We start from the raw sequence: 26,587 nt of genomic DNA, 5'->3' as shown, positions 1-26,587 counted from the left end.
ATTCATTAGCCTGACAGAATTTCTGTCAGGCGTATTACTAAAAGAGTATCGAAGATGGATACAAAGGTCATTACTGACAATTCTGGGGCAAGCAAGCTTAGTGTCAGATGGCGTCGTCATCAACGTTTAGGTACCGCCCTGTTGGTACTGACACTAGCAGGGTGCGCTCAGATACCGAAAAAACCATTGGTTGAAGGACACACCACGGCAATACCTACTGCGCCTACCACACCAGCACCTAATGGCTCTATTTTTCAGGCTACTCAGCCGGTTTATTTTGGTTATCAGCCATTATTTGAAGATAGGCGACCGCGAAATATTGGCGATACATTGACTATCACCTTGCAAGAAAATGTCAGTGCCAGTAAAAACTCGTCGGCGAATGCCAGTCGCAATGGTAAAGCCGGTTTCCTTGCTTCTATTACACCAAGGTTCTTAGAAGGATTATTAGGGAATAGCCGTACTGATATGGGCATGGAAGGAAACAGTGAGTTCGGTGGTAAAGGTGGTGCTAATGCGAATAACACCTTTAAAGGCACTATTACGGTAACGGTTGATCAGTTATTGGCAAATGGCAATCTACACGTTGTGGGTGAAAAACAAATTGCGATAAACCAAGGCACTGAATTTATTCGATTTTCAGGCGTTGTGAATCCGCGCACTATCAGTGGCTCAAACACGGTCAATTCAACCCAAGTTGCTGATGCGCGTATTGAATATATCGGAGACGGTTATATTAATGAAGCGCAATCCATGGGATGGCTACAACGTTTCTTCTTAAATGTATCACCTTTTTAACGAGTAGGATCTAGATGAAAAAATTAGCGATTAGCCTTTTCTTTATCGTGATGACATGTGTCGGCTTTTCTGCCCATGCCGAACGGATCAGAGATCTTACTTCGGTTGAAGGGGTAAGAGAAAATGCGCTGATTGGTTATGGTTTGGTTGTCGGCCTCGATGGTACGGGTGACCAAACCATGCAAACACCTTTTACCACGCAAAGTCTAAATAACATGCTCTCACAATTGGGGATCACCGTACCTGCGGGCACTAATATGCAGTTAAAAAACGTCGCAGCAGTAATGGTGACAGCAAAACTACCTCCTTTTGGACGTACTGGACAATCTATCGATGTGGTTGTTTCTTCATTAGGTAATGCCAAAAGCTTACGAGGTGGTACGTTACTGATGACCCCACTTAAAGGGGTAGATAGTCAGGTTTATGCGGTAGCCCAAGGGAATATTATTGTCGGTGGCTCTGGTGCTTCTGCGGGGGGCAGCAGCGTAAAAGTCAATCAATTAGCGGGTGGACGTATTAGTAACGGTGCCATTATTGAGCGTGAGTTACCTTCTCAGTTTGGTCAAACGGGATTATTAAACTTACAGCTTAACGAAGAAAACTTCACGCTAGTACAAAGTATTGCTGATGCGATTAATAAACTACGAGGGGTAGGAACGGCTCTTCCTCTTGATGCCCGTACGGTGCAATTACGTGTACCTCTTGGTAAAAGTGAACAAGTTCGTTTCTTAGCTGATGTGCAAAACCTTGAGGTAAAACGAGTTATTGCTGATGCTAAAGTGATTATCAATGCAAGAACAGGTTCCGTTGTAATGAACCGTGATGTGGTATTAGGTAGTTGTGCCATCGCACAAGGCAACTTATCTGTTACGGTAGATAGCCAAGTGAATGTGAGTCAACCGAATACCCCCTTTGCAGGTGGTAGTACAGTTGTGTCACGTAATACGAGTGTTAATGTCAATGAAAAGGGTGGTTCATTACAAAAAGTCAACGCCAGTGCTAGCCTCAATGAAGTGATCCGTTCACTCAATGCGCTAGGTGCGACCCCAACAGATCTCATGTCGATATTACAAGCGATGGAAAGTGCGGGTTGTTTACGGGCGAGATTGGAGATTATCTGATGAAAGAGTTATCTCTGCTTTCTTCAATGCCGAATATTTCAACGCCGGCATATGATAGTAACGCATTGAATAAACTTAAATATCAGGTTGGACAAAATGCCGATCAGCAAGGACTGCGCCAAGTGGCGCAGCAACTTGAGGGGGTTTTTGTGCAAATGATGTTAAAAAGTATGCGTGAAGCTATTCCACAAGAGAGTATGTTCAATTCAGAAAGCACTAAAATGTACACCTCTCTTTATGATCAGCAAATTGCTCAAGATTTATCCAAAAAAGGCTTGGGGTTTGCTGACATGATTGAAAAACAACTGTCAGCTAAAGTAACGATGGAACCGAGCGAACTGGCCGGTAAAACGCCGATGCCATTAGACAGCAGTGATATTTTTCAATCAATGCCAACACAAGCATTAGGCCAGCTCTATCGTGCGATGCAACCGTTACAAAATGCAGTTGAAAGTACGGTAGGCAAGTTAAAAGGATTGTCTGAAAGTAGCGCTTCTTTTGCCGCTAAATTGTTAGGGCCTGCTAAACAAGCGACACAAGGTACAGGTATTCATCATCTTTTAGTTGTAGCACAAGCGGCACTAGAATCTGGCTGGGGTAAACGAGAAATTTTAACGGGTGATGGAAAACCGAGCTACAACCTGTTTGGTATTAAAGCGGGGCGTTATTGGAAAGGGCCTGTTACCAATATTATGACAACGGAAGTGATTGACGGTAAATCGATCAAGATGCGTGATAATTTCCGTGTCTACGGCTCTTATGTGGAGGCTATCCAAGATTATCTAAGATTGCTTACGGAAAGCCCGCGCTATGCCAAAGTACCGCAAGCCAAAACACCAGAACAGGCTGCTTATCATATTCAAGAAGCCGGTTATGCAACCGATCCGGGGTATGCCAAAAAACTTGTTTCTATTATAGGGCAATTAAAGGGACAGGGTGAGCAAGTTGCGAAAACTTATACCCATGATTTAAGTGAACTCTTTTAACTATTCTCCCCTCAAGTTTAGAGGGGAATAACCGATAACAAATAGCAGAGCATCCATATCAATTGCCTAGTTATGCTCCGAACATACAGGAGATGACTAAACGTAAAAGGATAGACAAATGTCCAACAATTTAATTAATACAGCGATGAGCGGGCTTAATGCAGCACAAGCTGCGATGAGCACAATTAGTAATAATATCGCTAACCAAAAAGTAAATTGGTATAACCGTCAAATGACCGTATTTAATGAAAACGGTGGCACGATGACCAGTAATGGTTATATTGGAAATGGTGTTAATGTGAGTCGTATTCATCGCGAATATAATGAGTTCCTTGCGGGGCAAATGAATCGTGCGGTAACAAAACAGAGTGCTTTAAATAGCTATAACAAAAATATCTCGCAAATAAATAATTTATTAGCGGATAAAGGCAATGATGTTTCCAGTGCAATTGATGACTTCTTTACCAGCTTACCTAATGTAACGAACAATGCGGAAGATAACCCAGCTCGTACCACCATACTGGGTAAAGCGGAAGCAATGGTGAATATGTTTAACAAAGCGGATCAATCATTACGCGATCTCGAAAAAGACATTAATAGCCAAGTCACTAATACCACTAAGAATATTAATGAATATTCCAAGCAGATAGCTAAATTAAATCAAGAAATTAGCCGCTCACAAGGTTTTAATGGTGCCGAGCCTAATGATCTGCTCGACCAACGCGACCGCTTAATTCAAGAGCTAAATACGCTAGTTGATGTACAAGTGACCCAACAAGATGGCGGGTTTGTTAATGTCAGCTTTGCCAATGGTCTTCCTCTTGTTGCGGGGACGCGCTCTTATGAAGTCTCTGCTATTCCTTCCAGTAAAAACAGTGAACGCCTTGTTGTTGGTTATAGCAACGGTATTGATGAAGTCCGTGAAGTTGATGCTAAACGTATTAATGGCGGTGAATTAGGTGGCGCTTACCGTAGCCGTAATGAAGTATTAGATGCCAGCCGAAATCAATTAAACCAATTAGCTTTAGTGTTGGGCGATCAATTTAATAAACAACATGAGCAAGGTTTTGATTTAAACGGCGATAAAGGTGATAAGTTCTTCAACCTAGGTGGGGCACATACCATGCCTAATGGTAAGAACAAAGGTGATGCGACTTTCGATGTCAAATACACTGACACAAGAGAAGTTAAAGCTGCGGATTATACGGTTAAGTATGAAGGTGGTAAATGGAATGTCACTGTAGAGCCGGGGAATCGTAAATTTACAGCAACACCTAATACAACAACGGGTGAATTAGAATTCGAAGGAATGAGCATCAAAGTCAATGGAGCTGCACAAGAGGGCGATTCTATCGTTGTTCAATCTGTAGGCAACGTGATTGCAGGAATGAGTGTTGCAATCAGCGATCCAAGCAAAATAGCTGCCGCGGGTACAAAAGACTCTGGACCTAGTGATAATGAGAACATGAAAAAATTGTTCGAATTACCCGATGAAAAACTTATCGATGGTAAAGCAACAATTGCTGGTGGTTATGGCTCACTAATAAGTATGGTGGGTAATAAAGTGAATACTGCGCAAGTTGATTATGATGCGCAAAATGCGATCACCAGCAGTATTTTAACACAGCAACAATCGGTTTCAGGGGTCAACTTGGGTGAAGAATACGGCGAAATGTATCGTATCCAAGAGTATTACATGGCAAATGCAAAAGTTATTCAAACTGCAAATACCATGTTTGATGCGATTATGCAGGTCTTATAAACCCTCTTTGATTAAGGAATAAATCGTGCGTTTAAGTTCAAATCAAATTTACACTCAGCGAGTGGATAATATTACTAGCTCGCAAAGTAGATGGATGACAGAAGGGAATAAAATTTCCAGTGGTCGACGTGTTGAAAAACCTTCTGATGATCCGATGGCGGCCTCACAAGCGGTAATGGTTAAGCAATCTGAAGCGCGTAATCAGCAATATGCGACAGCACGTGGATTTGCTAAAAACAGCATGTCATTGCAAATGAGCCTTTCAAGCCAAATGGTCAATATCACCACAAAAATTCAAGAAACATTAGTGGCTGCCGGTAATGATGGCGCATTAAGTGATGAAGATCGTGCCTCTCTTGCGGAACAATTAAGTGGTTTAAAAGATCAGTTAGTGGGGATTGGCAATACGAAAGATGGTGTTGGACGTTATGTTTTTGCTGGTTTCCAAACAGATAAACCACCTTTTGTTGCTGACAAAACGGGTAAAATCACCTACCAAGGTGGAGACAAGCAAATTACTCAAAAAGTTGATAGTAATATTGAAATGGTATCCAACTTTACAGGGATAGAAACGTTACAATCATCGGGAGGAAAAGGCACAGAGCCAGATATTTTTAATGCCTTAGATGAAGCCATCAGTGCACTACGTGAACCTCTAGTTGGAAAACCACAAGCTGATCGTGATGCTGCATTAGATAAGATTAATACGGCTAACCGTGTTAATCGCGCCACATTAAATAATATTTCTAGTGTGGAAGCTAAATTAGGTTTACAGCTTCAAGAACTTGATAATTTAGATGATTTAGGTGCAGATACCTCATTAAGAAATGCTAAACGCTTAAGTGAGTTACGTGACTTAGATTGGACACAAGCAATTTCAGATTATTATCAAGAAGAGTCGGTATTACAGGCATCTTATAAAGTCTTTAATGACATGAAAGAGATGTCGATGTTTAAGATGTATCGTTAATTTAGTCACAATAGTAAATAGCATCTTATTCTATAAAATAAGCGATTATCCCCCGATATTTATCAGGGGATTTTTTTATCTGTAACGAATGAAGTCAGTACAAGGTTTATGCATGACTTTAGTCGCAGTAGCAGTAAGTGCCCGTGCTGATCCTTTAGCACGAATATTAAGTTATCTAGCTGACTTTATTCATCACTGGTTTATAGCAAATGATATATTAATTGTGGAATAAACAAAACAAGTGACAAAAAGCAGATTAAATTTAATTAGCCAATGGAAAAATAGATAACACAATCTCAATCATCAGGTTTTTCAAGAAACTAATTGCTGCAATATTAAGGTAATACGATTGAATGTATCGCTAAAGACGCGCTCAGTAAACACAGGTAATGCTGGCATAATCAGTGATAACGCCAACATACCGATCGTGAGGGTAAGAGGGAAACCGACCACAAAAACAGAAAGCTGTGGTGTCATACGGTTTAAAATACCTAATGAAAGGTTGAGTACTAATAGTAGAGTGATTAATGGCATGGCTAACATCATCCCGTTAATAAATATAGTGCCACCACTTTGTACTAAAGTAAGGATACCCAATGAATTAAAGGTCTGATTTCCAATAGGAACAACATAGAAAGTATCTGCTAATACTGATAACAGCCATAAATGCCCATCAAACACCATAAAAAGCAACATGGTTAACATGTTAAAGATACGAGCAAGAATAGGCATATTCGGGCCACCTGAAGGATCGACGAAAGTCGCAAATGACAGCCCCATCTGTAAACCAATCACTTCTCCTGCATGACGTACAGAAGCAAAAGCTAACTGCATAGATAAGCCTAAAATTGTGCCAATTAAAATTTGTTGGATCAGTACCCAAAAAGCCATGATAGAAAAGAGAGGTACTTGACTTTGCGGTAGCCCTGGTGCAATTAACGCCGTGGTTAAAAAGGCGAGTCCAATACGAAATTTTTTAGGTGTCTGTTTTTCACTAAACAAAGGCGCGGTACTAAAGAGTGCCAAAATACGCACAAATGGCCAGAAAAAATCACTGATGTAGCCATTAAGTATTTCACTGGTCAAGGTTATCATTGTTATTAGCCAATCATTCCTGGAATGCCAGTAAATAAGTTATGCATATAGTCTAATAACAAACTGAGCATCCACGGGCCTGCGACTAAAATAGCCGCTAATACAGCAAGGATCTTAGGAATAAACGACAGTGTCATTTCGTTTATTTGTGTTGCTGCTTGCAGCATGCTTATTACTAAACCGGTAACCAGTGCAGACAATAATAGAGGTCCAGCAAGGGATAAGGCAATTTTCATCGCTTCCGTTCCTAATGCTAAAACAGATTCAGGCGTCATAAAGAACCTCTTTGCTAGTTAAAAAAGCTTTGAGCCAATGAGCCAAGTATTAACTGCCAGCCATCGACTAATACAAATAACATGAGTTTAAAAGGCAGTGAAACGGTGGCGGGTGGCACCATCATCATACCGAGTGCCATCAAGACGCTGGCAACGACTAAGTCTATGATGAGAAAAGGGATAAAAATCATAAAACCAATTTGAAAAGCGGTTTTTAGCTCACTGGTAATATAAGCAGGTACTAAAATTCGCATAGGTACGCTATCGCGTGTTTCAAATGCGGGGGCATCAGCAAGACGAGCAAAAAGTGCAAGATCGGTTTCGCGCGTTTGTTGCATCATAAACTGGCGCAGTGGTTGTGAGCCATTATCGAGTGCTTGTTCAAAAGTGATTTTATCTTCACTAAAAGGGAGATAAGCATCTTGATAAATTTTATCAAACACCGGTGCCATAATAAAAAATGTCATAAATAGCGCAAGACCCAGTACCACTTGGTTAGGGGGAGCAGAAGGTGTACCTAACGCATTACGCAATAAACCCAGCACAATGATAATCCGAGTAAAACTCGTCATCATCAGTAATACGGCGGGAATAAAACCTAGGGCTGTGATAAAAATCAGTGTTTGTACTGGCAATGACCAGCTTTGGCCACCTCCCGGTAATGGGTGTGAAATAACACTGGGGAATTGAGCAAACGCATGGCTTGGCAATAGTGACAAAATAAGGACACTAGCGAAGAGAGGCCAGCGCTTTAATGCGTTAAAATAAGAGACACACTGATGCATTATGAGTTGCCTTTATCTCGCTTTAGCGTTTTTTGTAATAATTGAATAAATAACGGTGAAGAAGGTGGTATAGGCGCTTCCTGCGAGGCATGATTAGGAATGGGTAAGGTGTGTAACAGATTAATCTGCGATGCCGTAACCCCTAATACAAGCCATTCCTGCTCGATTTCAACAACGACAACACGCTCTTTGGTACCTAATGAACAGCTCGCTTTAACCGTGAGTTGTGCTTGATTAGCTTTAAATGTACCGCGAGCAAAGCCAAAACGGCGGAAAAGCCACATTGCAACAATGATCAGTACAATAATACCCGCAAGCGCGGTGCTGACTTGCACAAGGCTTTGTCCAACGGGTAAAGGTTGCGCCGGTGTTTGGATAGTTTGCGTTGTGGCGGGTGCGGCAGTATTAACCGCACCTTGGCTGGAAAAGGAAGGGATCTGTTCCATAGATCAACGACTCAGACGGCGCATACGTTCTGAAGGAGTGATGATATCGGTAATGCGAATACCATATTTATCAGAAACGACCACGACTTCTCCTTGGGCGATTAAGTAGCCATTGATAAGAATATCAAGGGGTTCACCCGCAAGCCCATCTAATGACACTACAGAGCCTTGTGATAGGCTTAGGAGTTTTTTAATCGTCATTTTGGTACGCCCTAACTCTACTGTCAATTTGACAGGAATATCCATAATCAAATTGATATCAGATAGATGATTAAGCGTATCATCTTCAGGTAACAGATGTTCGAATACGTCGGAACTATTATCTTGGCTTTTGCCAGTTTGCTGTTCCATTGCATCAGCCCACATATCCTCAGCCGATTGTGAATTATCAGTTGGGCGATTTTCATCACTCATTGGTTTGTTCCTCATCCAGAGCGTTTAAAACAGGGTTAATTAAATGTTCAACACGAAGGGCGTATTGCCCATGGACTGTACCGTATTGACTTGTTAATACCGGCACACCATCAACATGTGCAATCAATCTTTCTGGTTTATCAATAGGGAGCACATCCCCTTTTTTCAGGGTAAGGACTTTTGATAAACGCAGCGGAATGTCAGTAAAGTTAGCAACCAACTCAAGCTCTGAGTGCTTAACTTGGTTTACTAAACTGTCTAACCAAACGCTATCTTCTTGGCGAAGGTTTTCAATTGGTGGATTGATTAGCCGTTCACGTAGCGGTTCAATCATGGCAAAAGGAATACAGATACTAAATTCCCCTACCATAGAGCCAATTTCTACTTGAAAAGGTGTCGTCACCACAATGTCATTTGGTGATGAGGTGATATTGGTAAATTTTACCTGCATCTCAGAACGAACATATTCAACTTGAATTTTGAAGATGGAGTCCCAAGCATCACGATAGGCATCAAGTGCCAGTTTTAACATTTTGTTGATAATACGCTGCTCTGTATTGGTGAACTCGCGTCCTTCAACGGGAATTGGAAAACGCCCATCGCCACCAAACAGGTTATCAACCGCGATATAAACCAGATTCGGCTCAAAGGTAAATAACGCTGTGCCGCGTAACGGTTTTAAATGCACCAAATTTAGATTAGTTGGTACAGGTAGGTTACGGGCAAAGTCATGATAAGGATGAATTTTTATGCCACCAACCGTGATATCAGGGCTTCGGCGAAGCATATTAAACAGCCCCATACGGAATTGACGCGCAAAACGTTCGTTAATAATTTCTAACGACTGTAACCGTTCTCGAACGACACGACGTTGCGTGTTCGGGTCATAAGGCTGAATATCCGGTTCATTCGGATCCTTCGCTATCGCAGGTTCCCTGTTCGCGCTTTTTTGGGCGTCGTCACCTGATGTGTCATCATTCAGCAGAGCATCTATCTCTGCCTGTGAAAGGATATTATCGCTCATAATGATTATCGCAGAATAAACGTGGTAAACAGTACATCGGAGAGGATCTGTTCAGATTCACCCGGTACAAGAGTCGGTCTCAGCGTTTCTTTTATTTCTGTCATGAGTTGTTGTTTCCCCGCATCTGTTGCAATTTTATTAGCGTGTTGACGAGAAAGAAGTAGTAGCAAGCGACTACGAACTTCGGGTAAATAATCATGTAAGCGCTTACGTGTATTCTCATCATGTAAGCGTAACGTGATCCCTATGTAGAGTACGCGATCTAAATGTTCTTCTTCATCAATCAGATTGATGGTAAAAGGCTCTAATGACATAAAAACGGGGGCCGGTATAACTTTTTGCTGACTAGTGCCCGTAGTACCTGATTTAGCATGCTTCAATGCCCACCAACTATATCCACCGAATGCCGCTGCAATAATGGCGATCACCAATAATAGGATGATCAGAATTAAGCTATAGCTTTTACGTTCATTGCTGTAATTAGACATGGACAGTTAAATTCCTGTTTTGTAGTGGATACGTGTTCACTTTTGTGGACTTCCATATCCATCTAAATCAACCTTAATTATCCCGCTATTTCTGTTTTTTAATGGCAGAAACAGATAGGGAAAAAACCATTAACTCTTACGTTTATTGACATAGTGTGTCCTCCCAATACATTTGTATTAGGCAAAAATATCGACACCACCACGAGCAGAGGCTAACTCTTGAGGCGTAAGGGTTATCTTTTGTGCCGTTTCTGAGGCTAATTGCATAGAATTACCCTCGCTTCTTTGATGATTATCGGCACCATTTCCACTAAATTGAGAGGAATCTGACATATTTTGTTGTTGCCAACCGTCATGACTGTCGCTAGACACTTGACTTTGTGTGAGTTGTATCCCATTTTCAGAGAGCGCTTGACGCAAATGATGCAGGGAATTTTCTAACACAGTACGCACTTGTCCATTTTGAGAGGCAAGATGTAATTGAGCCTGTCCATCTTCAATTTTCATGCGAATATGTAATGAACCCAACTCCTCGGGATGTAAACGTAGCTCAGCTTTTTGTAAACCATTACGACTAAACATCACAATTTGTTGATTGAGTTGCTGTTGCCATTCCGGTGTGCCTATTTGTGCATTTAACATCGGGGTAGGCATCGAAGGAAAGTGCATTTGCGCTTGCATCATTGATGACGGTTGTGCATGACTTGCTACTGATGAAGAGGCAAACACCGAAGAGGTCGATAAACTATTGTGTAGATCGCGTTCAGCAATACGGTTATTACCGATTATTTGGTTTGCCAGATTATCGGCTAATTTTGTATTGGCTGATGCTTTGTCATCGGCTAACAATCCATCCGCTTTTTCTGCCACGGAAGATAACAGTGAAGCGTTATCAACTTTCTTTGCTGAATGCCCATTCGTTAAATGGCGAGCTTCATGTGTTGCAAGTTGGGTTAATGACGCTGTTTCAGGGCGTAATTGAGCAAGTAATGATTTGTCATCTGCATTAGCTTGCGTATTGAATTGTTGCCATTTATCGACAAGATCACGCTCAGCACGGGCATTTTCTGCCATAAGGTGAGATAACTCGTTTCCATTCCCAGCATGCTTTAACGAGGTTCCCAATAAATGTGGCTGATGAGCTTGGTTGGCTGAAAGCGATGTAGATTTTAACCCTGTAAGCCCGGCAAGTTGTACTGGAAGCTCTGCCGCTAATTCTTCTGCGGACATTAATGAAGAGGCCGTTTTATTTTCAAGAATTGAGCTAAATTGCTCATTATCAGGTAACGAGAGAGCAAGATGGGTATTTTTCGTTGCTGGCGCCTCTAATGCCACATATTCAGTGACAATAGTATTAATATCGTCATCATTTTGTTGGTCTTTATTTTTTTCAGTGTGATTGTGCGCCTTATTCTCTTTTGAGGAATGGCCTGAAATAGAGGCGTTTTTTTTATCACTGGGTGTATTCTGAGGTTGAGTACTCAGAAGTTGTGCAAATGTCGACGCATTATCACCGGGTTGACTTGTTGTAGCGGATGTCGTTCCCGGAGAGGTTGCTGTGACATCCATGGTCAGAAGCGTTATCTCCATCAAGTTGTTCTCCGTAAAGTACTACGCTGTGCGTACTCATCCATTTGTTTCTGCTCAATACGATCAAGTTGTCGCTTACGGCTATCTTCAGCGCGTTGCTCCAATGTCTCAAACGCATTGAGTCGTTGCTGTTTTTCTCGCCAATGTTCCGTTGCAAGGTCGAGTTGCGCTTGCCAATGACGAAGTTGCTGTTTATGTTGCTCGATAGTTAATTCAAGTGTTTTGAGAAATTGTTGATAGTTTTGCCATGATGCTGATGACATGCCTCCCACATTTAACGTCTGGTTGAGACGAACACGGTATTCATCCTGATACCCGATCAACATATTGAGTTGCTGTTCCATCTGTTGATGACTCTGGCGGACTTGGGCTAGTTGGACAGCGGCTTGTTCTGCCGCTGTCTGTGCCAGTTCCCTCAGTGTCACTAAAGGTGACTGCTCCCGCATTGGAACCCTCTTTATTTTTCCTGATTATGTTCAGAATGAATCTAGTGTGATCAGTTGATTAAGTTGTTCACAAGCATGTTGATAGCTACATTGCTCTTGAATATCTTGTTGTAAGAATTTTGCTAATGATGGATAAAGGGCAATCGCCTTATCCAGCATAGGATCACTGCCTGTGGCATAAGCCCCTACATTAATTAAGTCGCGATTGCGCTGATAACTGGATAATAGCTGCTTAAATACTTGTACTCGGCGATAATGTGTTTTATCAATCAGTGAGGTCATCGCACGGCTAATGGACGCTTCAATATCAATAGCAGGGTAGTGACCCGATTCCGCCAGTGAACGCGAAAGCACGATATGGCCATCCAAAATAGCACGGGCAGAATCAGCGATTGGATCTTGCTGATCGTCACCTTCGGTTAACACGGTATAGAAAGCAGTAATGGAGCCACCACCATCAACGCCATTACCGGCACGCTCAACAAGTGCGGGTAATTTTGCAAATACAGAAGGGGGATAACCTTTTGTCGCCGGCGGTTCACCAACGGCTAAGGCAATTTCACGCTGCGCCATGCTATAGCGAGTTAACGAATCCATAATTAATAAAACATGTTTACCGCGATCACGAAAATCTTCGGCAATACGGGTTGCATAAGAAGCACCTTGCATTCGTAAGAGTGGTGAAACATCAGCAGGTGCTGCTACTACCACCGAGCGTGCTAATCCTTCTTTACCTAGGATATTCTCAATAAAGTCTTTAACTTCACGACCACGTTCACCAATAAGCCCCACGACAATGACGTCGGCTTGAGTAAAACGCGCCATCATACCTAATAGAACACTTTTCCCGACACCCGAGCCGGCAAAGAGTCCCATACGTTGGCCACGACCGACCGTAAGCAGTGCATTGATGGCACGTACACCCACATCAAGTACATCTGTAATGGGGGTACGTTGTAATGGGTTGATAGGTGGTGTAATCAGTGGCGCACGATAACTGGTATCTGGCGGCGGTAAACCATCTAGGGGATCTCCTGAGCCATCAAGTACGCGGCCTAATAGAGCATCTCCGAGGGGCAATTGTCGGCCTTCGCCTTCACGACCGGGGATCGATTGAGCGTAGACTCGAGCACCTGGGGTTAATCCTTCCACTTCTTGTAGTGGCATGAGTAACATTTGGCTACCGTTAAATCCGACGACTTCACTTTCAACTTCTTCAACCGTTTTACCAATGGTACGTTCTATTAAGCAGGTAGAACCAAGGGGCATCACTAGCCCCTTAGCTTCCATGACTAAGCCTGTAGCACGGGTTAAGCGACCATATTGGCGAATGCGCGGAATTTTATTTAAACGAGATTCTGCATCAGCGAGTTTTTCTAACCAACGCCCCAATCTTGCGGTCATTACAACGCCTCCGGTGCAGCAAGACGACACAATTCATGCCAACGTGTCGCAATTGTGGAATCAAGATCACCATCATTGGTTACAACACGGCAGCCCCCTACATGGATACTATTATCAGCCACCACTTTCCAACCGTGGGCGGTAAGAGAATCGCCTAATTCCTTTTCAATCAGAGGGATATGTTTAGGGTTAATCCGTAGCTGTGGATCCCCTGCAAACATCTGCTCTTGTTGCAACATCAGTGTAATTTGAGCAAGTAATGCAGAGCCATCACAGACCGCAGGTTGTCCAAGTACTTCTTTGGCCGCTGTGAGTGCTATCTGCATTAATCGTGAGGCAATAACACTATCTAAACCATTTAATGAATGCCTAAATTCAGCTAATAAGCCTTGCCATTCATTAATAAAAGGTTCTTGTTTAGCAATGCCTTGACGGATACCTTCTTCGATACCCGATTGTAATCCTGCCTGATAGCCTTCCTGATAACCCTGGTTTTTCCCTGCCTCAAAGCCTTCAGCATGGCCCAGTTTTTGAGCCTTTTCTTTCATGTTATCAAGCATATTAATTTGCTCGAGGACCTTCTGTTGCTGAACGACTTCTTTTTCTTGATTTTCGTCTTCCTTCTCGTCTAATTCCGTGTCTTCCTTGACTTTTAATTCCCAGTCAATAAGTTCTTTTGGAACCCAAGGCTTCCAGTTTGTATCAGTATTTTTATCAGACATAGGTATCGTCTCCTCCATGAAGAACAACTTCACCGCTCTCAGCTAAGCGACGTACAATAAGCAGAATTGCTTTTTGCTCAGCTTCCACTTGAGACATGCGAACAGGTCCACGAGACGCCAAGTCATCACGCATAATTTCAGCAGCACGCTGCGACATATTGTTGAGGAAATGATCGCGTAGTTCTTGATCGCAACCTTTTAATGCCACAACCAAGGATTCGGATTCCACTTCCTGTAGAATGCGCTGAATTGAACGGTTGTCGATATCGATAAGGTTTTCGAACAGGAACATTTCGTCGATAATTTTCTGTGCCAATTCGCCGTCGTAGTCGCGTACTGCGGTGATAACATTTTCTTCTTGCTGACTTTTCATCAAGTTGATAATTTCAGCTGCAGTACGAACACCACCCATTTTGCTACGTTTGAGATTTTGACCATCAAGTAAATTGTTCAGTACTTCCGTTAATTCAGCTAAGGCTGATGGCTGAACACCACCGAATGTTGCGATACGTAACATAACGTCATTACGTAATTTTTCATCAAACAGAGCAAGAATATCAGCAGCTTGACCACGTTTTAAGTGAACTAAAATGGTGGCGATAATCTGTGGATGTTCATCACGGATAATATCGGCAGCCATTTGTGGCTCCATAAAGTTAAGTGTCTCAATACCTGTTGTGGTTTCACGGGTTTCTGAGATCTCATCGAGCAGATTATTAGCACGCTCTTCACCTAAGGCTTTAACAAGTACAGAGCGTAAATAATCATTAGCATTCACATTTAATGCTGCATACTGAACAGCATCTTCTTCGAAGCTTGCCATCACATCAATGAGTTGTTGATTGGAGATCTGACGCATAGAAGACATCGCAATACTCAGTTGTTGCACTTCACGTGTCGTTAGATGTTTAAATACTTCTGCTGCGCGATCTTCACCCAATGTCAGTAACATAACGGCGCTTTTTTCGGTTCCAGTTAAGTCATTACTCATTGTTCTTTACTCATCCATTGACGAATTACCATGGCTACAACACGAGGATCTTTTTCTGCCATCTCTCGAATGCGTTGGCTTTGTAATTCGGCACTAACACGTTGACGTGCTTGTTTACGTCTTGATTCTTCATCTAATTCGGCTTCGTTGACATCATCTGTCACTTCAAGCTTGGTTTTCAAAATCGCTTTTTGTGCGGCGACTTCTGCTTCACGGCGTTTTTCAAGTTGAGGTTTCACTAATTTACGCCATAAGATCCACGCGATGATAACAAGCAATAACCAGCGGCCTAAATCTAATGCTTTAGCCAATATTTGTGGATTTTCCCACATAGGAACGCTAATCACTGGCTCTTCGGTATCGTTAAATTGAGAATTAACCACACTTAAAGAGTCACCGCGCTCTTGGGAATAACCCATCGCTTCACGTACTAAACTTTCAATTTGTTGAAGCTGTTCATCGGTTAACGGAACTTGTTTATTTTCGACAATAGGCTCTTCACCTTCTGTTGCTTTTTTCTTGTCTTCTACGGTTTTGTAATTGACGATTACCGCAACAGAAAGGCGCTCAATATTGCCAACAGGTCGTTTAACATGACGAATACGACGATCTACTTCATAGTTGGTTGTTTCATCTAAACGGCTATTGCTGTTTGGATTACGTGTCATTGAACGATTAGCATTGGTTGATGTTGCTTTCTCATCAGCCGCCGTGTCTTTGGCTTTTTCAATCGGCGCTTGCGGTGGTGCAACAGGTTGATTAGATAACGCACCGGGCACACCGCCAGCTAACATGCCTCCATTTTGCTCACTTTGGCTCACTTGTTTTGAGCGTACTGCAGCTTGGTTAGGGGGCTGATTAGGCTTGTACTCTTCAGCGGTTTCTTCTGTATGAGAAAAATCAACTTGAGCGGTGACCTGCGCATGAACATTACCACGCCCAACAATAGGGCCTAATAGTGTTTCAATACGTTGCTGGTAGCGACTTTCCAACTCTTGGACATATTTGAGTTGAATAGAATTAAGATCACGACCTAAAGCATCGGGCTGTGTTAATAACTTACCGCTTTGATCAACAATGGTCACATTACTATCGGGCATACCTGCAACACTACTTGCTACAATATGTACGATGGCATTAATTTGACCTTCGTCCAAGGCTCTACCTTGCAGCAGACCTACTGTTACAGAAGCAGAAGGTGATTTTTGCTCACGAACAAAAAGAGAGGGTTTAGGTAATGCTAAATGAACACGAGCATTTTGCACTGGACCTAAGGTTTCGATGGTACGAGCAAGCTCCCCTTCAAGTGCACGTTGATAGTTAATCTGTTCACTGAACTGGCTGATCCCAAACTTTTCTTTATCAAGTAGTTCAAAACCGGCAGCTCCACCTTTTGGAAGCCCCGCTTGTGCGAGTTTCAGGCGTAATTCATGAACCTGATTGTCAGGTACCATAATCGCAGAACCATTTTGTGATAGGCGATAGGGTACATTCATTTGTGTTAACTGTGTGACAATTTCGCCACCATCTTTATCGCTAAGATTACTATAAAGCACTTTATAATCAGGGCTTTGTAGCCATAAAAAAGCAGCAACAAAAATGGCAATCGCCGCCGATCCCGCAATAATAAGCGGAATTTTCGGATCGGCTTTTATCCGGTTAATAATGGCGTTAAAACCTTTTTTCTGGTTCACAACGTCGGTTTTTTCGGCATTCATAGACAATCCTTGCCTTGTAGTTCGGGATGAATACTAAAAGCGTGGCGTAACAAAACAGACTCCCCTTACGCAAATAAATAAACCTACTCTCAGGTGTCTCATTATTGGCCTTTTGCGTTTCATTTAATGGCGTAATTAGCCTTTAACTTTTGCGTTAATTACTCGCTTTGGAATGAAGCCCCTGTGTTAGGGTATTACTCGGTAAGCGTGTTGGTTCACCTACTTACTATGACATTGATTCAAAAATTGAATTAGATGATTAACGCAGAGGTTTATATGTCAATTCCAGCTATTGAAAGTGTTCTGGATAAAATGCAAATTCAAACTTTACAAGCATCCAATATTGCCAAACCCCAGCCAGTACAGGCAGGATTTGCAACTCAGTTGGTTCAAGCAGTAGGTAAAATTAACGAAACTCGTATTAATGCAACCAACAAAGTACAAGCATTTACGTTAGGTACGCCCGGCGTTGAATTAAATGATGTGATGGTGGATATGCAAAAATCCAGTATTTCATTACAAATGGGCGTACAAGTGCGTAATAAGCTGGTCGCCGCTTATCAAGAGATTATGTCAATGCAGGTGTGATAAAGTTAACTCATTGAGATAAAAGAATATTATCTTTGTTGTGGCTCGATGGGGACATATAGGGGATAGGATCATTCAATGTTTGGCTTAATAGCAATATTGGGTTTTGCTCGTATTTATGCATCTAAGCATCATAATATCCTGTACCATTTTTGCTGATGGGTCCCCCATCTGTTGATGAAGTGATGATATTACCTCTGAATGGGGGACCAATTTACTTATGCTACTACAGGCACAGAAGGTGAAAGAGGAACCCAGACAAAAAGAAGAGGAAGAAAATAAAGGCATCAATAGCGCAGCAGAAATTGATAATTGATTAATTATATAAATTAGGCCTCTTTATTTTTTAACGTAAAAGATAATCACAATATAAAGGTTAATTATAATGTGATTATCAATATGTTAAAATTAGACCCCAAAGTTAAAAGTGAGAACAACCTCTCCGACAAAATCTAATCCATCAGCAATATCTATTCCTTTTTTACTTAGTGCATCTTTGGATAAAATAAAAGTACGACTTGTCTTTCCTTGACTGAAATTCGCTTGGAAAATTTCACCTGAAATGAGAGACAGAGAGTTTTTATTAATATCTGATTGTTGTTCTGAGGTCCAACCATTGGTAGGGCCTTTGTATAGGACGTTATTAAATTTATTCCCCGTAATAGCAACATCATTTGCTCGTGAAATATACGCAGGCTTACCATCGACAGTAATATTTGTCCATATAAAAAAAGCTGCACCAACAGCGGCTTCAGGATTTGCTTTATCAACTAAATGAAATTGTCCTGTCGTATCATTAGCTAATTCCGCACTGTCATAAGTATCAGATGCAACAAAGGTTAAATATGTTTTAGCATCACATTCAACCGTAACGGTATTTTTACCTGTAGCTAAAGGATACTCGTAGTTTTTCGATTGAGGGATAAGTGTTGGGCTTATGACTCCGTAATCAAAAATAACATCACTTTGTGTCGCCCCATGAACAGTACAAGTTGGTGGCTTAATATCACCATTGATTTTTAAGTTAGCAGCAGGAGTTTTAGCCAATACTGGCGTTGATATTATACTCAGCATAGCAAGACTGAGTAATATTTTTTTCATATCATTATTCCTTTATTCTTTTTTAGAGGATAAATAACAAAACAATATTATATAATACACCTTTTATTCATTTATTTAATGTTAAATAAATATGTTTTTTAATATATCTAATTTAGACTTTCTTAAAGTGAGTTTATTTTACTATCTAATGTTCACTAAAAGAGGTAATTAAAAATAGTGTTTTAATCCTGATAGGTAAATGTGGATTTTATATTAATTAAACAAGATTTTTAATTAGATACTCTTATTTAGATTGTTTTATATTTTTATATAAATATAATTAAATTAATCAACTTTAAAACACTCATTTTTAATAAAATCCTTTCCGTCATTTTCGTATTCACAAGACAACATTTCCTATGTAAGCTGTACTAACTAACAACGCACTGAGTGACACAAACGATGCGCAGAATGTTGCAGCAAAAAATCATCCAAGTATGTGATATAAAAATAGCGCAAAAGGGAGAAGGGGTAGGCCTCTCTTTTTATGCTTTTTTTGCTAATAAAAATGATGATCCTGAATTATTAATGGAAGCGGCAACTTGGTGGATAATGACGCATAAATTAGATCATTTTGAAAAAGCCACAAAAATTAAGAAAATGATACAAACTGAAATGGAAGCTAATCGCTAGATCTGTACGCTGTTATCATTTTTATCAACCTGATACGAAAAAACTGAAAATTATTGATTATTATCACATTAACGTTAGTCATAAACCGTTATGGTAATTTTATGATTAATAACGTAAACGGTGATGATATGGAATATTGGTTTATTGCGTATAAAGTGCGTTCCAGAAATGGTGATACCTACGCCGGGCATAAAATAGTAGAAACTGAGAGTGGGATCACACCCCATATTGCGTTAGAAAAAGCATGTCAGGAAGTTGCACAAGGGGCTCAAGCTGATATTCCTGCGGTGAGAGTTGTGGCATTTAATCGTTTATAAGCGTATCAATTGATAAAAATCTCGTTAAGATCATTAGCGAGATTTTTTTGTTTTTATCTCAACTTCAACGGTAAGAAGAAAAATAAACACTTCGTTAATGATTTATTTTTAACCACTCTCTTCACTATCCCAATTCACTATCACAATAAATCATAAATCTATTAAGATTTAGTCTCTTAACTTCGTGAAATATTCGATATTATTTTTATAATCAAAATAATTTTTTCGCTAAAAAAGCAGATAATGAATAGCATTAGTTTAATTAAGATGGCTATACAGCAATTAATATACGACTTAACTTAAATAGTTATTAATTATGTGATCTGAACTGTGATAATGACTTTTTTATATTTGAATAAAAAAAGTGTCGTCGTTAAAGTTTACTTGAGCTAAGGAATAGCTCGATACAAGGAAATAGAGATCATATTTTGATTTTTTAGTAAAACATACAAGGAATTTTTAATTATGACAGTATTAACCGTTTATTTATGTGGTACCGGCGCTTCATCTTTTGATAATAATAATCATAATAATCCTGTTTATTGGCAAGGTGAGCTTGTTTCCACCTTGGCGCATAATAATCTAGATCGCGAATTTGCTCAGTGGTTTATTGTAGATGGCCCAGGTAGCGGTAATTTGCAAGAAGATGATTTATGGGTTGAAAGCCCTAATTATTCAGATATAAAAGGCGCTTTATTTGGCAGTGGATGGGAAGAAAATGTTGAACATGCACTGTGCTTAATGAAAGGCAACTTTGACTGGCAACGTGAAAAGTTAACAGAACAACAATATAATCAACTGAAAAAAGCGGGTATTCCCATTGAAGATGTTGAAGTGACCGGCTCTTTTTTATGGCGTAAATATAATTATGGTGACCGCTATGTCACTCAACAACAACTTCAGCAACAAATTATTCGTACCTTTCGCAAAGATGGCATCATTCCCACCCAAGTGAATTTAATTGGTTGGAGCCGTGGTGGCATCACCTGTCATATGCTTGCCAATGCCATGTTAAAAGATCCCCTATTAAAAGATATTCCAGTCAATATTTTTGCTATTGACCCAGTTCCAGGGCCACTTAATTTCCAACCAGAAAAGGTGACACTAGGTAGCAATGTTAAGGAATATGTCGGATTTTATGCCATTGATGAACGCTCAAAAGGATTTGCTTGCGTTATTCCAACAGTGACTGCTGAGACGAAAATGCATATTTTCCCGCTTTCTGGACGCCATGCGACCTTAGTAGGCAATGCTGCGATTGATGGTAGTGAAGGTAAAAATGCACTATTTTCACCGGGGTTAATTGTGCGACATTTTGCAGAAAGATGTTTAACACGTTGGGGATGTCAATTAGCGAACAAGCTAGAATTAACTGATAAGGAGATATTTGAGCATCATACTGATATTAAAAATGATGAGGATAAATATATTGCTATGCGCCGTAAAACTTATTCCATATATGAAAGTAGCGGTGATGATGAACGTAAAGTTTCATTAGGTAAAGAGGGTAAAGCATTCTCTGATATATATGGGGCACAATATGAGCCTTCGATGGCATTAACCGCAGACTATTTTGCAGATCCTCAACTCTACGATGTGATCAAATAAATCAATCAATTATTATCTATTTGAAACAGTAAGTTTATCGCCTGCCATGTGTAGGCGATTTTTATTTATCGGTGATGATATCAGTAAATGGAGAACAAATAGATGGGGAAGAGTAGGTGATGATAGCGATAGTCTAATGATATAGTTTAATAAATTGAGTTTTTATCATGTTATTTTTATATCATATCGTTTAATTGCTACAACGTTACCGATAACAAATAATATCGTATAGCAAGATATAACTCGGTAAATAAAGACGCCATTAGCTAATAAAACCGCTTTTGGCGCAGAGGAAAGTTATTTTAGATTGAGATCAGGATAATAACTATGCTCTGAAAACTGACCATAGCTATTTTGTACCCTCTGCTCTTGTTCAGTCTGTCTTATTAAAACAGCGAGCTTATCTAATCTTGCTCGTAATAAATTTCGCGTCTCATTTTCATTTTCGAGTATTTTCTTTAACATATTGGTGAGCTGCTGTTGTATTATCAGCTCACCCTCAGTGGGTTTTATCATCTTAGTGATAATTTCTACACTTTTTAAATAATCCATTTCCATTTCTATCAGCTGATCCCACTGCTGATTTTTGGCAAGCGTTAACATTTGCTCACTTAATTTCAAAACCTGCTCGTAAGCTGCCATTATATCCATATTTGCTGTCCACGCTTTTTAATAAGAATTAATCTGTGTGCCAATTTGTTGCCAAGCATCAGAAATTTCAGTTAATAACTTGATGACTTCATGAATTTTTTCTGGATTATTTTTTAAATTGGCATCGAGTAGTTGAGTGATCATATAGTCGTAAAGTAATGCTAAATTTTCAGCAAGCTCTTCCCCTTTTTCTTTATCCAGCCCCTGTTTTAAGCCGTTGCCAATAATGTTAATGGCTTTAGAAATATTTTCTCCTTTACCGGCGATATTTCCTTGTTCCATTAATATTAATGCACGGCGAAGGGCGCTTAGCGCCCCATTAAATAGGATTTGGATCAGCTGGTAAGGTGAAGCATTTAAAATCTCACTTTCAACATCAATTTGAGCATACATTTTACTGGCTGATTGTTGATACATAATATCCTAATATCCTACTTAAAAATTAACGTAATAAACGTTCAATTGATGCACTTGAGTTAGTCATGGAGTTGACCATTTTATCTAATAATTGAAACTGTTTTTTATAACGTTCCATCGTCGCTTCAATAGTACGTTTGGTATTTTTAATTTGGTTATCTAACGATTTTTTACGTTTTTTAACACCATCAGTGGCAATATCAAGGGTGCCGTCGTTGGATTGCAGTGTTTTTTTCAGGTAATTATAGGTTTGAGTACCAAATCCTGTTTCTTTACCATCACCCATAAAAAACTCTTTGACGTTAGCGGGTTTTTCTTTTAATGCTTTATCGAGTTTTTTATCATCAACTTCTAATGTGCCATCTACTTTAAATTTAATGCCCATTTTATTAAGGGTATCAATCTCAGATGAAGATTGAGAACGAGTGATAAAGCTTTTTAGCTCAGACATAATCATCCGGCTAGTGGTATCACCTAATAACACACCATTGTCTTTAGAGGCATCTTCACCTTTTTCAACTTGGGTGTACTTGGTGAAATCTTTATAGGTTTTATTTAATTCATTATAAGCGTCTGTCCAGGCTTTTATGGCCTTTTTCATTGGCTCAATATCACGCGCAACCGTAATAATTTCAGGTTTATCTACGCCATCTTTATTATCATTGGTTTTTTTCTTAAGATTTAACGTGATCCCTTCAGGCGCATCTTTAATTTCATTAGTTTGACGTTCAATTTCAATCCCATTAATCGTTAACTTTGCATTATTTGCCTTAACGATCTCTGTCATTGCACCACTGTTTGTTTTAGTGGAGTAGCTAATAAAATCGTTAAGCTTACTATCACCTTCAACAGTGATTTCCATTTGAGAATCTGTACCTTCTTTACGAGAAGTCAGAACTAAATGGTTAACGCCATCTTGAGCTTTTACAATAGTGGCAGAAACGTTGCCTTCTTTTTTATTGATAGCATCACGTAATTCAATAATAGAAGTTTGGCTGTCTGTTAACTCTATTTTTAAAGGCTCTTTTTCACCTTTTTGGGTGATCACTAAAGTCCGTGTTTTGCCTTCACCTAATGTTTCACCAATAGGATCTTTGATATCACTGACGGCTTTTGATTTCAGTGTTTGAGCATGGGCAAGCTCTGTTACAGAGACCGTATAATTACCAATGCTTGCTTTACCATCAGTGGTTACTTTAAAGGCATCAAACTCATCATCAACTTTGGTGGCGACGATTTTATCGAATTTTTTTAATTCTTCAGATGCTTTCTGTAATTTATCTAATTGGCTACGAATTTTTCCATATGCAGTAATTTGTGCATCGTAGCTTTTCATCTGTTTGTCTAAAGGTTCAAGGCGCTTATTTTCTGCTGCTTCTAATTGCATTAATGTCTCGCCAAGTGGCAGCTTTGAGCCTATTCCTAGTGCACTAATACCAGCCATACTGGTCTCCTTTCTGTGTTCGTAAAATAATCCCTACACAGCGTTATCGGAAGAATTGGCGAAAAGTTTACGTCTATTTACTATTTTTGATGAGGGAAACAGACCGCCATATAGAAGCCTTTTATTGTCATTGAATACTAAAGTCGAATTTTGCATAAGAAAAAAGGTTTATGACGGGAATTGATAAAAATAATATAAAAAAATAATAAATTAATTTCTTTATATATCATTTAGTTAATGACGATTCTATAAAAAATCACAGAAAAATTTGTTGGAAAAGTTAAAGGTTGTATCTGGGGTGCCGATAAACTTGTTGCCGGTGATTGACACCGTAAATGAATAGGCAAACTTTTATTTTATCGACTTGATTTTAAAGGAATCTAGCTATGGCACAAGTCATTAATACCAACTATCTATCCCTGGTAACTCAAAACAACCTGAACAAATCTCAGGGAACTTTAGGAAGTGCAATCGAGCGTCTGTCTTCTGGTCTACGTATCAACAGTGCAAAAGACGATGCAGCGGGTCAAGCAATTGCTAACCGTTTCACTTCAAACGTAAATGGTTTAACTCAAGCTTCACGTAATGCGAACGATGGTATCTCTATCGCTCAAACAACTGAAGGTGCATTGAACGAAATCAACAATAACTTACAACGTATCCGTGAGTTAACTGTTCAAGCGAAAAACGGTACTAACTCTAATTCAGATATCACTTCTATCCAAAACGAAGTGAAAGAACGTTTAGACGAAATCAACCGTATTTCTGAACAAACTCAGTTTAACGGCGTTAAAGTACTGAGCGGTGAGAAATCAGAAATGGTTATCCAAGTTGGTACTAACGATAATGAAACTATCAAATTTAACTTAGATAAAGTTGATAACGATACATTAGGTGTTGCTAGCGATAAACTGTTCACTGAAGCTACCGTTTCTAAAGGTGAGAAGAAAGCAAGTGCTGATGATGCTGTTATTGCTGATTTAGGTGTTGCTGGTGGTACTACTCTAAAAGCTGGTTTAACAGTTAAAAAATACGAAGAAGATGGCAAAGTTGTTGATGGTAAATTCGTTGCAACTGAAGGTGGTAAAAGCTACTTAGTTTCTGCTTCAGATTTTGAAGCTGATGGTACTACTGCTACACAAATCAACTTAAAAGCAGGTTCAGCTGTTGCTGGTAACGAATTTACTGCTGCTGCAGGTAAAGACGTTAAAACTTTAAACGTTAAAGATGACGCTTTAGCAACTTTAGACAAAGCTATCAACACCATTGATGAAAGCCGTTCTAAATTAGGTGCGATTCAAAACCGTTTTGAATCTACTATCAACAACCTAAACAACACTGTTAACAACTTATCTGCTTCACGTAGCCGTATCTTAGATGCTGACTATGCAACAGAAGTTTCTAACATGAGCCGTGGTCAAATCTTGCAACAAGCGGGTACTTCAGTACTTGCTCAAGCAAACCAAGTACCACAAACTGTTCTGTCTCTGTTACGTTAATTCGTACCCTGACACAAAAGATACCTTTCTATATCAAAGGCCCTCATCTGAGGGTCTTTTTTGTCATTCTATTTTATATTTAAACTCACTCTGTTTTAGTTTATTTTTTTCTCTCCATCTATTTTTGTTTTTTCTGCTAGTCATTATCTCTTATAAATTAATTAATTGGCTTTTTTTACTATTTTCGCGACGCGAAAACACATAAATACCTTCGATTTAATGACGATAGTGTTTAGGCAACGTTATTACAGGAGTGTAATAACAAACCTATTAATTAAAAATTTTCAAATAAAATTGAAGGAATATTGTATGGCACAAGTTATTAATACTAATTATCTGTCTTTAGTCACTCAAAATAATCTAAATCGTTCACAAAGCGCACTTGGTAATGCAATTGAACGTTTATCTTCAGGTATGCGTATTAACAGCGCGAAAGACGATGCGGCAGGTCAAGCTATTGCTAACCGTTTCACTTCAAATATTAACGGCTTAACTCAAGCATCTCGTAATGCGAATGATGGTATTTCAGTGTCTCAAACCACTGAAGGTGCATTGAACGAAATCAACAATAACTTACAACGTATTCGTGAATTAACCGTTCAAGCGAAAAACGGGACTAACTCTAACTCAGATATCAACTCTATCCAAAACGAAGTTAATCAACGTTTAGATGAAATCAATCGTGTTTCAGAACAAACTCAGTTTAACGGTGTAAAAGTGTTGAGTGGTGAAAAGTCAAAAATGACCATTCAAGTGGGTACTAATGACAATGAAGTGATTGAATTCAATTTAGATAAAATTGATAACGACACATTAGGTGTTGCTAGTGATAAACTGTTTGATGCTAAAACAGAGAAAAAAGGGGTTACAGCAGCAGGTGATGCAATCGATGCGAAAGATATCGGTGTTTCAGGTGGTGCAAAATATGCGACTGGTATTTCAGTAAAAGAGTATAAAGTAGATGGTAAGGTTTCTGCTAGTAAAGTTGTCTTAAATGATGGTAGCGACGAGTACGTAGTAAGCAAATCAGACTTTACATTAAAATCAGGTACTACTACTGGTGAAGTTGAGTTTACTGGTAGTAAAACCACTAAATTTACTGCAGATGCAGGTAAAGATGTTAAAGTTTTAAATGTTAAGGATAACGCTTTAGCAACTTTAGATAACGCAATTAGTAAGGTTGATGAAAGCCGCTCTAAATTAGGTGCAATTCAAAACCGTTTCCAATCTACTATCAATAACTTAAACAACACTGTTAATAACTTATCTGCTTCACGTAGCCGTATCTTAGATG

General features: G+C 39.7%; 28 protein-coding genes. 11 read left to right on the top strand and 17 right to left on the bottom strand.

All coding sequences use genetic code 11. The features are described 5' to 3' along the window. Positions 1-54 precede the first annotated feature (54 nt). The 5 genes from HMPREF3129_RS04500 (at position 55) to flgL (ending at position 5,637) form a co-directional block, all read left to right on the top strand. Positions 55-798, top strand: coding sequence for a flagellar basal body L-ring protein FlgH (locus HMPREF3129_RS04500; protein WP_004243532.1), 744 nt, complete (start codon positions 55-57; stop codon positions 796-798). A gap of 14 nt (positions 799-812) precedes the next feature. Next, a complete protein-coding gene (locus HMPREF3129_RS04495; RefSeq protein WP_070486838.1) occupies positions 813-1,919 on the top strand; it encodes a flagellar basal body P-ring protein FlgI in 1,107 nt (368 codons plus the stop codon). Continuing rightward, entirely contained in the window at positions 1,919-2,905 is a 987-nt protein-coding gene (flgJ, locus tag HMPREF3129_RS04490) for a flagellar assembly peptidoglycan hydrolase FlgJ (protein WP_004243530.1), read from the top strand. The genes HMPREF3129_RS04495 and flgJ overlap by 1 nt, the downstream gene beginning before the upstream one ends. A 118-nt stretch (positions 2,906-3,023) precedes the next feature. Continuing rightward, complete coding sequence (gene flgK, locus HMPREF3129_RS04485) at positions 3,024-4,667, top strand: flagellar hook-associated protein FlgK (RefSeq protein ID WP_070486835.1); 1,644 nt, start codon at positions 3,024-3,026, stop codon at positions 4,665-4,667. A gap of 25 nt (positions 4,668-4,692) precedes the next feature. Next, positions 4,693-5,637, top strand: a complete 945-nt coding sequence (gene flgL, locus HMPREF3129_RS04480; RefSeq protein WP_004243527.1) for a flagellar hook-associated protein FlgL — start codon at positions 4,693-4,695, stop codon at positions 5,635-5,637. A 312-nt stretch (positions 5,638-5,949) separates the two neighbouring features. Here flgL and fliR read toward each other — a convergent pair whose 3' ends face one another. The 13 genes from fliR to fliF form a co-directional block, all read right to left on the bottom strand. Further along, positions 5,950-6,732 carry a flagellar biosynthetic protein FliR gene (gene fliR / locus HMPREF3129_RS04475; protein WP_004243525.1) on the bottom strand — a complete coding sequence of 261 codons (783 nt, stop codon included), beginning with the start codon at positions 6,730-6,732 and terminating at the stop codon, positions 5,950-5,952. A 5-nt stretch (positions 6,733-6,737) separates the two neighbouring features. Beyond that, on the bottom strand, positions 6,738-7,007 hold the full coding sequence (fliQ, locus tag HMPREF3129_RS04470) for a flagellar biosynthesis protein FliQ (protein ID WP_004243524.1): 270 nt from the start codon (positions 7,005-7,007) through the stop codon (positions 6,738-6,740). Positions 7,008-7,021: 14 nt separating this feature from the next. Beyond that, positions 7,022-7,792 carry a flagellar type III secretion system pore protein FliP gene (gene fliP, locus HMPREF3129_RS04465; protein WP_004248331.1) on the bottom strand — a complete coding sequence of 257 codons (771 nt, stop codon included), beginning with the start codon at positions 7,790-7,792 and terminating at the stop codon, positions 7,022-7,024. Beyond that, a complete protein-coding gene (fliO, locus tag HMPREF3129_RS04460; protein WP_004243522.1) occupies positions 7,792-8,238 on the bottom strand; it encodes a flagellar biosynthetic protein FliO in 447 nt (148 codons plus the stop codon). Before fliO ends, fliP begins: the two co-directional genes overlap by 1 nt. Positions 8,239-8,241: 3 nt before the next feature. Continuing rightward, on the bottom strand, positions 8,242-8,652 hold the full coding sequence (fliN, locus tag HMPREF3129_RS04455; protein ID WP_004243521.1) for a flagellar motor switch protein FliN: 411 nt from the start codon (positions 8,650-8,652) through the stop codon (positions 8,242-8,244). After that, on the bottom strand, positions 8,645-9,676 hold the full coding sequence (gene fliM, locus HMPREF3129_RS04450) for a flagellar motor switch protein FliM (RefSeq protein ID WP_004243520.1): 1,032 nt from the start codon (positions 9,674-9,676) through the stop codon (positions 8,645-8,647). The genes fliN and fliM overlap by 8 nt, the downstream gene beginning before the upstream one ends. 5 nt (positions 9,677-9,681) lie before the next feature. Further along, positions 9,682-10,164, bottom strand: coding sequence for a flagellar basal body-associated protein FliL (fliL, locus tag HMPREF3129_RS04445; protein ID WP_004243519.1), 483 nt, complete (start codon positions 10,162-10,164; stop codon positions 9,682-9,684). Positions 10,165-10,341: 177 nt separating this feature from the next. Then, complete coding sequence (locus HMPREF3129_RS04440; RefSeq protein ID WP_070486833.1) at positions 10,342-11,754, bottom strand: flagellar hook-length control protein FliK; 1,413 nt, start codon at positions 11,752-11,754, stop codon at positions 10,342-10,344. Next, positions 11,754-12,200 carry a flagellar export protein FliJ gene (fliJ, locus tag HMPREF3129_RS04435; protein WP_004243513.1) on the bottom strand — a complete coding sequence of 149 codons (447 nt, stop codon included), beginning with the start codon at positions 12,198-12,200 and terminating at the stop codon, positions 11,754-11,756. Before fliJ ends, HMPREF3129_RS04440 begins: the two co-directional genes overlap by 1 nt. A 30-nt stretch (positions 12,201-12,230) precedes the next feature. After that, entirely contained in the window at positions 12,231-13,604 is a 1,374-nt protein-coding gene (gene fliI, locus HMPREF3129_RS04430; protein ID WP_004248329.1) for a flagellar protein export ATPase FliI, read from the bottom strand. Beyond that, positions 13,604-14,326 (bottom strand): flagellar assembly protein FliH, encoded by a 723-nt coding sequence (fliH, locus tag HMPREF3129_RS04425; RefSeq protein WP_070486830.1) that lies wholly within the window; start codon positions 14,324-14,326, stop codon positions 13,604-13,606. Before fliH ends, fliI begins: the two co-directional genes overlap by 1 nt. Then, positions 14,319-15,317, bottom strand: a complete 999-nt coding sequence (gene fliG / locus HMPREF3129_RS04420; protein ID WP_004243510.1) for a flagellar motor switch protein FliG — start codon at positions 15,315-15,317, stop codon at positions 14,319-14,321. Before fliG ends, fliH begins: the two co-directional genes overlap by 8 nt. Continuing rightward, on the bottom strand, positions 15,314-17,035 hold the full coding sequence (fliF, locus tag HMPREF3129_RS04415; protein WP_004243509.1) for a flagellar basal-body MS-ring/collar protein FliF: 1,722 nt from the start codon (positions 17,033-17,035) through the stop codon (positions 15,314-15,316). The genes fliG and fliF overlap by 4 nt, the downstream gene beginning before the upstream one ends. Before the next feature lie 276 nt (positions 17,036-17,311). Here fliF and fliE point away from each other — a divergent pair, with 276 nt between their 5' ends. Next, a complete protein-coding gene (fliE, locus tag HMPREF3129_RS04410) occupies positions 17,312-17,623 on the top strand; it encodes a flagellar hook-basal body complex protein FliE (RefSeq protein ID WP_036918546.1) in 312 nt (103 codons plus the stop codon). Positions 17,624-18,031: 408 nt separating this feature from the next. On the opposite strand, the gene HMPREF3129_RS04405 is transcribed toward fliE, so the two are convergent. Continuing rightward, positions 18,032-18,724 (bottom strand): fimbrial protein, encoded by a 693-nt coding sequence (locus tag HMPREF3129_RS04405; RefSeq protein WP_036918543.1) that lies wholly within the window; start codon positions 18,722-18,724, stop codon positions 18,032-18,034. A 402-nt stretch (positions 18,725-19,126) separates the two neighbouring features. Between HMPREF3129_RS04405 and HMPREF3129_RS04400 the strand changes: the two genes are divergently transcribed. From HMPREF3129_RS04400 to HMPREF3129_RS04390, 3 genes are all read left to right on the top strand, one after another. Next, positions 19,127-19,357 carry a DUF6500 family protein gene (locus HMPREF3129_RS04400; protein ID WP_036918541.1) on the top strand — a complete coding sequence of 77 codons (231 nt, stop codon included), beginning with the start codon at positions 19,127-19,129 and terminating at the stop codon, positions 19,355-19,357. Between the two features lie 101 nt (positions 19,358-19,458). Beyond that, positions 19,459-19,674: a hypothetical protein gene (locus HMPREF3129_RS04395; RefSeq protein ID WP_004243502.1), complete on the top strand. Its 216-nt coding sequence runs from the start codon at positions 19,459-19,461 to the stop codon at positions 19,672-19,674. A gap of 465 nt (positions 19,675-20,139) precedes the next feature. Then, the gene (locus HMPREF3129_RS04390; protein ID WP_036918539.1) at positions 20,140-21,282 is read left to right on the top strand and encodes a hypothetical protein; all 1,143 of its coding nucleotides are present in this window, start codon (positions 20,140-20,142) and stop codon (positions 21,280-21,282) included. A gap of 297 nt (positions 21,283-21,579) precedes the next feature. Here HMPREF3129_RS04390 and fliT read toward each other — a convergent pair whose 3' ends face one another. From fliT to fliD, 3 genes are read right to left on the bottom strand one after another with little or no spacing between them, the layout of a single operon-like run. Continuing rightward, positions 21,580-21,933, bottom strand: a complete 354-nt coding sequence (gene fliT / locus HMPREF3129_RS04385) for a flagellar protein FliT (RefSeq protein WP_004243500.1) — start codon at positions 21,931-21,933, stop codon at positions 21,580-21,582. Positions 21,934-21,951: 18 nt separating this feature from the next. Next, on the bottom strand, positions 21,952-22,350 hold the full coding sequence (gene fliS / locus HMPREF3129_RS04380; protein ID WP_004243499.1) for a flagellar export chaperone FliS: 399 nt from the start codon (positions 22,348-22,350) through the stop codon (positions 21,952-21,954). Positions 22,351-22,375: 25 nt separating this feature from the next. Continuing rightward, positions 22,376-23,794: a flagellar filament capping protein FliD gene (gene fliD, locus HMPREF3129_RS04375; RefSeq protein WP_036918536.1), complete on the bottom strand. Its 1,419-nt coding sequence runs from the start codon at positions 23,792-23,794 to the stop codon at positions 22,376-22,378. Positions 23,795-24,180: 386 nt separating this feature from the next. Here fliD and HMPREF3129_RS04370 point away from each other — a divergent pair, with 386 nt between their 5' ends. Together HMPREF3129_RS04370 and HMPREF3129_RS04365 are read left to right on the top strand one after the other, a co-directional pair. Beyond that, positions 24,181-25,293, top strand: a complete 1,113-nt coding sequence (locus HMPREF3129_RS04370) for a FliC/FljB family flagellin (RefSeq protein ID WP_004248322.1) — start codon at positions 24,181-24,183, stop codon at positions 25,291-25,293. Positions 25,294-25,602: 309 nt separating this feature from the next. After that, positions 25,603-26,587 (top strand): FliC/FljB family flagellin (locus tag HMPREF3129_RS04365; protein WP_254668233.1); only part of this gene is annotated, 985 nt, incomplete at its 3' end.

Origin of the sequence: Proteus sp. HMSC14B05 (assembly GCF_001808035.1) — a bacterium.
In the GTDB taxonomy this organism is placed as follows: Bacteria; Pseudomonadota; Gammaproteobacteria; order Enterobacterales; family Enterobacteriaceae; genus Proteus; species Proteus mirabilis.
This window is presented reverse-complemented; position numbering and strand designations above follow the sequence as displayed.